Genomic DNA, 9,551 nt, shown 5'->3' with positions numbered 1-9,551 from the left:
TACCAGCTTAAAGGCTCAGAAACGCTCGATCTTTGACTTCCTGACCGATGCGTTAAAAGCCTCTCGACATGGTTCTCCTGCACCTTCATTGATCCCTGAAGGAGACTGACCCCCCTGAATCTTTACGATATGAGCTTGATGCATGGACAATCCTAGAAATAAAAAAGTATCTTTAAAGTTGGTTCTCTTTTCAGGCTAACCGTTCCATAGAAGATCCAGAGGCAGTGGACAATCCAATACCAAAAAAGAGAAGATTCACTCTGACTTGAGAACTGATTAGGGTGCATGACAAGCCATCCCCCCTTTAGCTGCGAACTGGCACGTCAGCACTTGAGCGCACGCAACAGACGCCGATAACAAGCTATATTTTCCGTGCCCCAATTTACTCCTCCTAACCGAGGAGAAAATTAGTTAGATTGGACGATGCTCCTCAGCCAATGAGCCTAAATTCAACATTTAAGAGCCACGGGCAAGAGGCGAACTCACCAATCAAGTTAAGTAAATATACTGATCTATCAAAATCAAAGTTCTCAGCATGACCGTATCATTACTGAAAACACATGCTTTCTATTTCAATGACTTTTAGATACTTTCTTCATCTATGAGTAATCTATTGATGAAGAAATCCGGTATCAATTATCACTACTCAGCATTAAAAAGCAAACCCATAATTTGAGCGTTAAATCCCACAGGACGCAGTTTATGGGCTATGTCCGTAGAGCGGCGATAGAAACGAAACAGCATTGGCTACCACTGATCGTCTCGGTAGTCTCGATTATCCCGGTAGTCGCCATCAGAAGACCTGGGATCTGGATAATTGGGGTCATAGTTTGGATCGCGCCCTCGCTGATCGCGCCCCCGCTGATCGCGCTCCCGTTCTCCATAGCCGCGATCGTCAGACCCCTGGTCACGATATCGCCAATCGTCATAGCCTCTTTGCGGATAGTCACGGCCAGGGGTCTGATCCGAGTAACCGCGCTCTGGATAGCCCTGGTCTTGATACCCCTGACCATAGCCCCGCTGATCATAGCCGCGGCCATAGCCTTGGTCTTGATAGTTTTGGTCTTGATAGCCGCGACCGTAACCTGGGTCTTGATAGCCACGACCACCATAGGGTTGCTGATAATTGCGGTCATAGGAACTAGCGTAGGGATCTCGCTGGGGCTGACCGCCACCTTCCACATAGCGCTTGAGCTGATAGGCCATGCGCCTCAGCCCGTCCCGCTCATCCTCACGAATAAACGGTAGAAACACCCCTGCCAGAGGCCCCATAAAAATATCCCGATGGAGGTAGCGGGTGCGACCGGGGGTAATTTCCTGCATCTCAAAGGAATGCTCGGTTTTTAACCCAGGGATTTTGGACACCCAGCGCAGACAATGACCTGGACGCAGTGTGGTGACTACCGGCTGAAACTCTGTATCAGAATCCCCTTCAATCCGCTGCATCGCCAGAAATACCTCCCGCCCCAGCATAAAGGTGGAGCGCGGGTCACAGTCGTAGAGAAAGGTATTCCAATAGCGCCAATCTTCCTTGCGCACTAGGGCATCCCACACATTCATGGCGGGGGCATCAATTTCGATTTCGGCGTAAAGGCTAGGCATGGTGATATAGAGGCAATGGGGAGTATATGGGCAGGAAAAATAGTCAGAGAATTATAAGGAAATAAGGTAATAGAGTATAGTTTGCAAGCTTCTTATGGGGATGGTTTCAGGGATCGCACGATGGGGCCATTAGGGCTTAACATTTTTTTACTAACCCACCCCACTATCCGAGGTTTTTGATCATGGTCAGTCTGACACCGAATCCTAGTTATAGTTTAACCATCCGCATGCATGTACCCAACCAGACGGGCATGTTGGCTATGGTAACCCAGGCCATAGCTGAGGCAGGGGGCAGTTTGGGGGATATCGATGTAGTCGAGCGCTGCCGCAACAATGTTACTCGCGATGTCAGTGTAGATGCTGCTAGTGCTGAACATGCTGAGGAAATTATGAATGCGGTGTATGCCCTAGAACAGATTGAAGTGATCGAGGTACACGATCGGACATTCAAGCTGCATGAGGGGGGCAAAATTCGGATGGAGTGTAAGGCCCCGGTGCTCACCCAGGAGGATTTGGCCATGGCCTACACCCCTGGGGTGGGTCGGGTATGTAATGAAATTGCCCGGCATCCAGAACGGGTGTACGACCTGACGATTAAATCGAATACGGTGGCGATTGTCACCGATGGTAGCGCCGTGCTGGGCCTGGGGAATTTAGGACCCGAGGCGGCCCTGCCCGTGATGGAAGGCAAGGCCATGCTGTTTAAGGAATTTGCTGGGCTAGATGGCTTTCCCATTTGCTTAGATACCCAGGACACCGATGAAATTGTGGAAACGGTGAAGCGGATTGCACCGGTCTTTGGTGGCATTAATCTGGAGGACATTAGCGCCCCTCGCTGCTTTGAGATTGAGGCCCGGCTGCAACAGGAATTGGATATTCCCATTTTCCATGACGATCAGCATGGAACGGCCATTGTCAGCCTAGCTGCGTTGGTCAATGCCCTCAAGGTAGTCGGCAAAACCATCGGCGATATCAAACTGGTGATTAACGGTGCTGGTGCAGCCGGTTTGGCCATGGCACGCCTCTTCAAAAAGGCTGGGGTGAATCAGATTATGGTATGCGACTCGAAGGGGATTATTAGTTGCGATCGCACCGACCTCAACTCCCGCAAGCAGGAATTCGCTGTCGACCAAGGCGGCACCCTAGCCGATGCCATGGTAGGCACAGACGTATTTATGGGGGTGAGTGCCCCCGGTGTGGTCACCGTGGACATGGTGAAGTCCATGGCCCCAGACCCGATTGTATTTGCCATGGCCAACCCGGTACCCGAAATTCAGCCTGAATTGCTGGACGGCATCGTGGCGGTGATGGCCACCGGTCGCAGCGACTATGCCAACCAAATTAATAACGTGCTGGCATTTCCTGGTTTGCTGCGCGGGGCGATTGACTGTCGGGCTGAGGCCATTACCACCGGTATGTTTTTGCAGGCGGCCCATGCGATCGCCACCCTCATCCCCGATAGCGAGCTGCGCCCTGACCACATCGTGCCGTCCGTATTTGATAGGCGTGTAGCCACCGCAGTGGCCGCCGCCGTCCAACAAGCCGCCCGTGATGCTGGCGTCGCTAGAAATTAGATCTAGCCAGCGTTGAAAACAACTCAGCTTAAAAAAAGTCCCTTTGCCATTCAGACAAAGGGACTTTTTGAAACTGAGAGAATATTAGACAATGTCAACAAACATAATCTCTTGGAAAAGTACTGCAGAACGTTAAAGCTAACGATTAAGCCGCTTGCTTCTGCTTCAAAGCCCCCCCCACAGAGATGGCACAATGGCTAGAATCGCCAAGGCAGATGCAGGCTCAGGTACATCCTGAACAGTATCGTCAGGGTTAATTTCTGAGGCAAGGCCAAAGTTAGCTGCATCCAGAAAGTTACCTATGGACGGACTGCCAAAACCTGTAGAAACAGCTGAGTAGGCAAATCTCATGTTGTTCCGCTTCGTTCTCACTAGTATTCGTCAGTACTCTCCTGTCTTACGATCAAACCAAAAACCAAAAATCTAGCAACAACAGTTTTCAATAAACAATGCTTTTTGCTACCACGCGCTAAGTATCAGAGATCGCCCAGACAAAACGGCGACATCACATGACCACCGTTTTTTTAGGCACTCGTAAATTCTCACCGGTCGCAACTCAAAAACACGAATAATGACGCTAAATCTAGTCCACTATTCGGGCAATCTCGGCATAGAAAAATGATTTACGCTGGACAATACCAGGGCTGCCCACATCCGCCATTAAACTCATCCAGTTGGCTTAGGAGGTTTTACAGAGGAGCAGTACCTTCGGCAGCTGTAAACCGCTCAACTTAACCAGATCTAAACCAGATCTATAATTTGCTGACACAATGTTGGAGCTTCACCATAAAAAAGCCGTCCATATCTCGTTGATGGGGCCATACCGTTGCCCAACCCTGGTCCGTCACAAAGGGAGCGACAGGGGAATCTGCGGCCGGGGGTTGAATCTGCCAGTGGGGGTGGTCGGTGAGAAAAGCCTGGATGAGGTTCTGGTTTTCGTCAGGATGCAGGGTACAGGTGGAATAGACCATGACACCACCTGGCTTGACCCAATTCGCAGCGGCATCCAGCAATTCTCGCTGGAGAATGGTCAGCCCCACTATAGAGTCTGGGGTTTGTCGCCAGCGGGCATCGGCATGGCGATGCAGGGTGCCCAGGCCAGAGCAGGGCACATCGAGCAGTACCCGATCGGCAATCCCCTTAAATTCAGGATGCTCGCGACTGTCCCCCATGACAGTTTCGATGCTGGTGAGCTGGAGTCGTTTGGTGTTTTGACGGATTTTATTGAGGCGGGAGGAGGTGCGATCGCACGCCAACACCCTACCCTGATCCCCCATCAGTTCAGCTAAATGGGCGGCCTTGCCGCCGGGGGCCGCACAGGCATCAATAATGGTTTCCCCCGGCTGCGGATCAACCAGGTAGCTCACTAGCTGGGCGCTACTGTCCTGCACCATCCACCAACCATCGTCATACCCCGGTAGCTGCCGCACATTCCCCGTCGGCCCTACAATCCTCAGACCGTCTGGAATACCGGCCGGGGCCATCGCCGTCAGCCCCCGATCACCTAAGGTTGTCAACACCGCATCAACGGTGGTGCGCAGACGATTGATCCGCAGGTCGGTCTTAGGCACCTGATTAAACCACTCACAGAGGCTAGCCACTTCCGCCACTGGGAGCATCTGCTGCCAAGCCTCAATAATCCAGTCAGGATAGCTATGGAAAATCCCCAGTGCCTGGGTTTCATCAGCTGGCAGCTGCAACGGATCCCCACCGTCCTCCTGTAACCGAATGTACTGCCTGAGCATGCCATTCACCACACCGCTCAGCTTACCCAATCGCTGATGTTTTGCCAGTTGAACAGTTGTATCAACAACAGCATGATGGGGCACATGGTCCAGGTAACGCAGCTGATAAAACCCCAGGTGCAAAATGCGCCGTAGGTCGGCGGGCTGCTCCTCGGCACTGCGTTTGCCCAGCTGGCCAATCAGGGTATCCAAGGTGCGCTGGCGGCGGACGGTGCCATAAATCAGTTCCGTGGCCAGACGTCGATCGGCAGGCTCTAGGGCAAAGTTGTCGATGTTGCGCTCTAGGGCAACATCGGCGAAGGCCCCTTTATCAACGTCCCGCAAGACTACAAAGGCTAGATACCGAGCCGATAAATGGGAATTATTCGGTGTAAATGTGGGGGGTGTAGGCACGGATTGGTGGGTAAAGAGGCAGAGGGGCAGGAGACATCAAAAACTCTGGGCTCCTACGATCTATGCATGGGCAGATATCCATGGTATCTATCCATGGGAACATTCCCAAACACAGCAAAGGAGCATGGTGATGCCATACTCCTCACGGTTAAAGCAGCCTGTCAAACCAGACAATCAGACTTACTTTCGGCCCTTTTCAGGGTCTTTCTTTTTGTCTTTCTTCTTATCGTTCTTTCTATCTTGTTTGGGGTCTTTTCGCTGATCTCGCGTTTGGCCTTGGCGTTTGCGTACGGGTGTTCGACTATCCAAAGCTTCCTGGGCGCGCTTACGTTTGTCCCGCCACTCAATGGCCGTTAAATAGATAACGCCTCCGGTGACGAGCATCAAAAGCAGCGCCGCCAGCGTGGCCAGAACACCATAGGCTTGGGCTTCCAATTCGCCTGTCATAGGACTATTGTCAGTATTTTAGAAACCGTTGCGGCCCCAGATCACCATGGTGATGGAAAAGCTAAAGAAAGAAAGTAAGGCCACCCAGCCCAAGGTCAAAATATCCATATCGCTTGCTCGCGTTATTTACTGCGTTGTTGACTAAAATGCCGTTCAATCGGCCTACTACTATCATACGGTAGATCAATGCCCGATTTTTGGGCGATGGCAAAATTGACGCAAAGCCCATGGTGATAGACCCAGAACGCATTGAATCTTTAAAAGCAGGCAGCATCGCTGGAGCCGTGGGCATTGCGATCAGCCTGGTATTAGTCGGTCTAGATAGCTTCCCCCAGGGGGATAGTTTTTTGACCCAAGCAATTCTGCTACAAGCGATCCAACGGTTGGCGATCGCCGCTGTGTGCTGCTTCTTGTTTGGGGTCACCTACCGATATATCATTCGCCAAGACTCTAACCCCCACCTGAGAAGTGGCGCGGTGGGCGCTTTTGCCCTTACCCGCAGCCTCAGCCAGCTAGAAGGTGTCGATCTTTCAGGGTTAGGGTTAGCCGGTATTTGGCCCTTGAGCATTCCCATTGCCGAAAGCTTTGGCCTGTTCCTGACGGTGCGGTTAGTCCTAGACCTGGGCCTAAAGCAACGATGGCTAAAGCCCTTTAGCACCACATCCGGGTAACGGCATCCGGATAATGACATCCGGGGAAGGACCTCAGATCATCCCCAGAAAACGGCATCAGACCGGGGACAATAGGGCAGGTCATCCAGTGAGGTTATCCGTACCCCCCCATTGCCCCTGCTAAGTCTGTACAATCGATACAAGCAAGCAAAAGAATCCATACGCTTAGGCCCTTATGATTCCTACCGTTATTGAGCAGTCGGGTCGCGGTGAACGCGCCTTTGATATTTACTCCCGCCTTTTACGGGAACGCATTGTATTTTTGGGTCAACAGGTGACGGCTGAGTCCTCCAACCTGATCGTGGCGCAGATGCTGTTTCTGGAAGCTGAGGACCCGGAAAAAGATATTTACCTATATATCAATTCCCCTGGCGGTTCGGTGTACGACGGACTGGGCGTCTTTGACACCATGAACCACATTAAGCCAGATGTCTCCACCATCTGTGTGGGTCTGGCGGCCAGTATGGGGGCCTTTTTGCTCAGTGCGGGGGCCAAGGGCAAGCGCATGAGCCTACCTAATTCCCGCATTATGATCCACCAGCCCCTGGGTGGTGCCCAAGGTCAGGCCACGGATATTGAGATTCAGGCCAAGGAAATTCTTTATATCAAGAAAACCTTGAACGATGCCCTGGCGGCTCACACGGGCCAACCCATCGACCGGATCACATCAGATACTGAGCGGGATTTCTTTATGTCCCCCAGCGAAGCTGTTGAGTACGGCTTGATTGATCAGGTGATTGACCGTCATGCCATTGGTGGTCGACCGACGGTGGTTGAGTAATTTTGCAGTTGGGTAATTTTGAACTATCCCATGATGGGCGTTGATTGGGATTCGAGATAAAGCAGGAACGTCAGTAGTTCTTCATCCGTGAGCTGCTGGCGTGAGTGCTTTTGGAATGTTTTCTCTAGGTAACTGCGCCCTTGTAAGCTACTCCAACCAAGGCGAGACATTTCCACATCAGTTTGGGCAATGACGTCAGAAAGGTCTACGGGGTGGGTGTCATCAAAGTTCTCGATGGCTGCCGCCGCTAGGGATGAGGCTGGCACATCCGATGGGGCGGGGGCTTCATCTGGAGTGATGCTATCGATGGGGCGGCCGATGTCCTCAGATTCGTCCACCTCGGGGGCCAATGCGGCGTTGGAGCCATAGGCAGATGACGTTATCCCTGCGGCAGGGAGCGAACTGAGGGTGGGATCGGGCTCAGCAATAGAGGTACTTGCCGCAACGGTGGCCTTGGCAATCGTCTGGGTGGGCGGCAGGTTAGCTAGGACTAGGGGCAAGCCGTTGGTATTGGCTGGTAGCTGAGCCAGGTTCTGGGATGGCTGGCCAAAGCCCAGCAGGCTTAAAACTCGCAGTTTGGCTTGGTCGTCTGCGGCTATCAGGCTGACATCTGCCCCTAAGGCCGTGGCAATCACCTGTCCATCAAGGGTCACCGTGGCCTTGACCAAATATTGCTCGGCATGGGTCATGAGCAGTTCGGTGGATAAACCGCCGTTGGCATACTGGTGACGGAATTGAGCGAACAAGGTGGAAATCACAGGCGAAAAATGGCGGTGGGGAAGATGGCGAGGGCAGGTATCCGATCTATTCTAAACAAGGGTGTCCCTAGGCTCCACTGCCAATGAAATGTTTATGTTTGAATTTGCTGTTTGAATTTACTGTTTGAATGACCGCGAATAATCATCGCGAACCATAGGGGCTCAATGTTAGATCAGTTACTTGAATGGTCGCCTAACCTAGGTCTGGACACACTATTTTTACTACCGGTGCTGATTGCTCTGGAGGCGGTGCTGTCGGCGGATAATGCGATCGCACTAGCCGCCATTGCCCAGGGCCTAAAATCAGAGCAGCAGCAGCGCCAAGCCCTAAACTTTGGCTTAGTGATTGCCTTTGTGCTGCGCATGACCCTGATTTTCACAGCCAGCTGGGTCTTAAAGTTCTGGCAATTTGAAGTGGCGGGGGCGGCCTATCTTCTATGGCTGGTATACCAGCACTTTAGCAGCAATAAGGACAACGACGACCAGCACCACGGACCCAAGTTTGACTCCGTATGGCAGGCGATTCCCATTATTGCCTTTACGGATCTGGCCTTTTCCTTAGATAGCGTCACCACCGCCATTGCCCTCTCGGATGAAGTGGCGATTATTTTGCTCGGTGGAGCCATCGGCATCATTGCCCTGCGGTTTATGGCAGGGTTCTTTATTCGCTGGCTTGATGAGTATGTGCATCTCGAAGATGCCGGGTTTGTCACCGTTGCCTTTGTAGGGCTGCGGCTGCTGGTGCGGGTGATTAATGACAGCTGGGTTCCTCCCGACTGGGCCATGGTGGCCATGATCGCCGCCATCTTTGCCTGGGGCTTTTCGCAGCGAGTGGAGACCGAGACAGCCACCGAGACAGCCATGGAAGAGCTTAAAGTGCCGGTGATTACAACCATGGAAACGGTTCCTGGGACAGCGACTGAGGAAGCCCCTGAGAATGAAGAAACCAAAGTTTTAAGTGGCGAATAGGCTTTGTCTATGAATGAAACCATACGGGTTTCATTCATAGACCAGGTTTAAACCCGTGGATTGCCCCAAACCAGTGGGCGCGCCAAGGCATAGGATCTAGCCAAACCAATGGGCAGGCACACAAGCCTGAGTCATATCTTGCAAAGACCATGCGGGCTCCTCGGACTTTTCTGCGCTTAATAACAGATCAAATTTATTCTGAATAATGTACTCAATACCCCAATAGATATAGCTCTCTAGGCGTAACTCCAGATCTACCAGCTGCTGCAGATGGTGGGGTAAGCGTTGCCACTGATCAGGATCATTAAGGCTGGGCATGGCTTGCTTGAGCTTACATTCAACATAGTCAAGCAGGAGCCGCTTGACGGCGACATGACTTAGGGCAGTCCCATAGGGCTCGGCTGGGTAGGCCGCCAAAACGCTGTCAACCTTACCGGACAAAAGCTGAGTTGTAGTACTTTGCATGGTTAATCACCCTCTTAAAAACTGGAGTTTAGACAAAAAATGTTGAGAGAGCGATCAGCCCTTGAGCCAGATCGCTCCATAGACGAAGCTGAGGAAACACAACTAACCTCAATCGTCTATGAACAGTGTTACCAACCTCAAAGCAT

The 9,551-nt window shown here is 52.0% G+C and carries 11 protein-coding genes; 4 read left to right on the top strand and 7 right to left on the bottom strand.

The genetic code is table 11. From position 1 onward, the window contains the following. Positions 1-747 precede the first annotated feature (747 nt). Positions 748-1,602, bottom strand: a complete 855-nt coding sequence (locus VB741_RS13765; protein WP_323365757.1) for an SRPBCC family protein — start codon at positions 1,600-1,602, stop codon at positions 748-750. 182 nt (positions 1,603-1,784) lie between these two features. On the opposite strand from VB741_RS13765, the gene VB741_RS13760 reads away from it, so the two are divergent. Beyond that, positions 1,785-3,176 (top strand): NAD-dependent malic enzyme, encoded by a 1,392-nt coding sequence (locus VB741_RS13760; RefSeq protein ID WP_323365756.1) that lies wholly within the window; start codon positions 1,785-1,787, stop codon positions 3,174-3,176. 165 nt (positions 3,177-3,341) lie between these two features. On the opposite strand, the gene VB741_RS13755 is transcribed toward VB741_RS13760, so the two are convergent. From VB741_RS13755 to petN, 4 genes are all read right to left on the bottom strand, one after another. After that, on the bottom strand, positions 3,342-3,527 hold the full coding sequence (locus VB741_RS13755) for a hypothetical protein (RefSeq protein WP_323365755.1): 186 nt from the start codon (positions 3,525-3,527) through the stop codon (positions 3,342-3,344). Positions 3,528-3,928: 401 nt separating this feature from the next. Next, positions 3,929-5,314: a 16S rRNA (cytosine(967)-C(5))-methyltransferase gene (locus VB741_RS13750; protein ID WP_323365754.1), complete on the bottom strand. Its 1,386-nt coding sequence runs from the start codon at positions 5,312-5,314 to the stop codon at positions 3,929-3,931. 180 nt (positions 5,315-5,494) lie between these two features. Further along, entirely contained in the window at positions 5,495-5,761 is a 267-nt protein-coding gene (locus VB741_RS13745) for a hypothetical protein (RefSeq protein ID WP_323365753.1), read from the bottom strand. Between the two features lie 18 nt (positions 5,762-5,779). Continuing rightward, positions 5,780-5,869 carry a cytochrome b6-f complex subunit PetN gene (gene petN / locus VB741_RS13740; RefSeq protein ID WP_323365752.1) on the bottom strand — a complete coding sequence of 30 codons (90 nt, stop codon included), beginning with the start codon at positions 5,867-5,869 and terminating at the stop codon, positions 5,780-5,782. Positions 5,870-5,988: 119 nt separating this feature from the next. On the opposite strand from petN, the gene VB741_RS13735 reads away from it, so the two are divergent. Beyond that, on the top strand, positions 5,989-6,432 hold the full coding sequence (locus tag VB741_RS13735; protein WP_323365751.1) for a hypothetical protein: 444 nt from the start codon (positions 5,989-5,991) through the stop codon (positions 6,430-6,432). A 175-nt stretch (positions 6,433-6,607) separates the two neighbouring features. Continuing rightward, entirely contained in the window at positions 6,608-7,213 is a 606-nt protein-coding gene (gene clpP, locus VB741_RS13730; protein WP_323365750.1) for an ATP-dependent Clp endopeptidase proteolytic subunit ClpP, read from the top strand. Positions 7,214-7,236: 23 nt separating this feature from the next. On the opposite strand, the gene VB741_RS13725 is transcribed toward clpP, so the two are convergent. Then, on the bottom strand, positions 7,237-7,971 hold the full coding sequence (locus tag VB741_RS13725; RefSeq protein ID WP_323365749.1) for a hypothetical protein: 735 nt from the start codon (positions 7,969-7,971) through the stop codon (positions 7,237-7,239). Between the two features lie 165 nt (positions 7,972-8,136). Here VB741_RS13725 and VB741_RS13720 point away from each other — a divergent pair, with 165 nt between their 5' ends. Next, positions 8,137-8,940 carry a TerC family protein gene (locus VB741_RS13720; RefSeq protein ID WP_323365748.1) on the top strand — a complete coding sequence of 268 codons (804 nt, stop codon included), beginning with the start codon at positions 8,137-8,139 and terminating at the stop codon, positions 8,938-8,940. 96 nt (positions 8,941-9,036) lie between these two features. Here the strand turns inward: VB741_RS13720 and VB741_RS13715 are convergent, their stop codons facing one another. Beyond that, positions 9,037-9,405, bottom strand: coding sequence for a hypothetical protein (locus VB741_RS13715; RefSeq protein ID WP_323365747.1), 369 nt, complete (start codon positions 9,403-9,405; stop codon positions 9,037-9,039). Between the last annotated feature and the right edge of the window lie 146 nt (positions 9,406-9,551).

This window comes from Leptothoe sp. PORK10 BA2, from assembly GCF_034932105.1.
Lineage (GTDB): Bacteria > Cyanobacteriota > Cyanobacteriia > Phormidesmidales > Phormidesmidaceae > Leptothoe.
This window is presented reverse-complemented; position numbering and strand designations above follow the sequence as displayed.

Bases quoted from the DNA above. Each gene is read 5' to 3' on its own strand.
- VB741_RS13765 (WP_323365757.1), bottom strand. From the start codon at position 1,602: ATGCCTAGCCTTTACGCCGAAATCGAAATTGATGCCCCCGCCATGAAT.
- VB741_RS13760 (WP_323365756.1), top strand. From the start codon at position 1,785: ATGGTCAGTCTGACACCGAATCCTAGTTATAGTTTAACCATCCGCATG.
- VB741_RS13755 (WP_323365755.1), bottom strand. From the start codon at position 3,527: ATGAGATTTGCCTACTCAGCTGTTTCTACAGGTTTTGGCAGTCCGTCC.
- VB741_RS13745 (WP_323365753.1), bottom strand. From the start codon at position 5,761: ATGACAGGCGAATTGGAAGCCCAAGCCTATGGTGTTCTGGCCACGCTG.
- petN (WP_323365752.1), bottom strand. From the start codon at position 5,869: ATGGATATTTTGACCTTGGGCTGGGTGGCCTTACTTTCTTTCTTTAGC.
- VB741_RS13735 (WP_323365751.1), top strand. From the start codon at position 5,989: ATGGTGATAGACCCAGAACGCATTGAATCTTTAAAAGCAGGCAGCATC.
- clpP (WP_323365750.1), top strand. From the start codon at position 6,608: ATGATTCCTACCGTTATTGAGCAGTCGGGTCGCGGTGAACGCGCCTTT.
- VB741_RS13720 (WP_323365748.1), top strand. From the start codon at position 8,137: ATGTTAGATCAGTTACTTGAATGGTCGCCTAACCTAGGTCTGGACACA.
- VB741_RS13715 (WP_323365747.1), bottom strand. From the start codon at position 9,405: ATGCAAAGTACTACAACTCAGCTTTTGTCCGGTAAGGTTGACAGCGTT.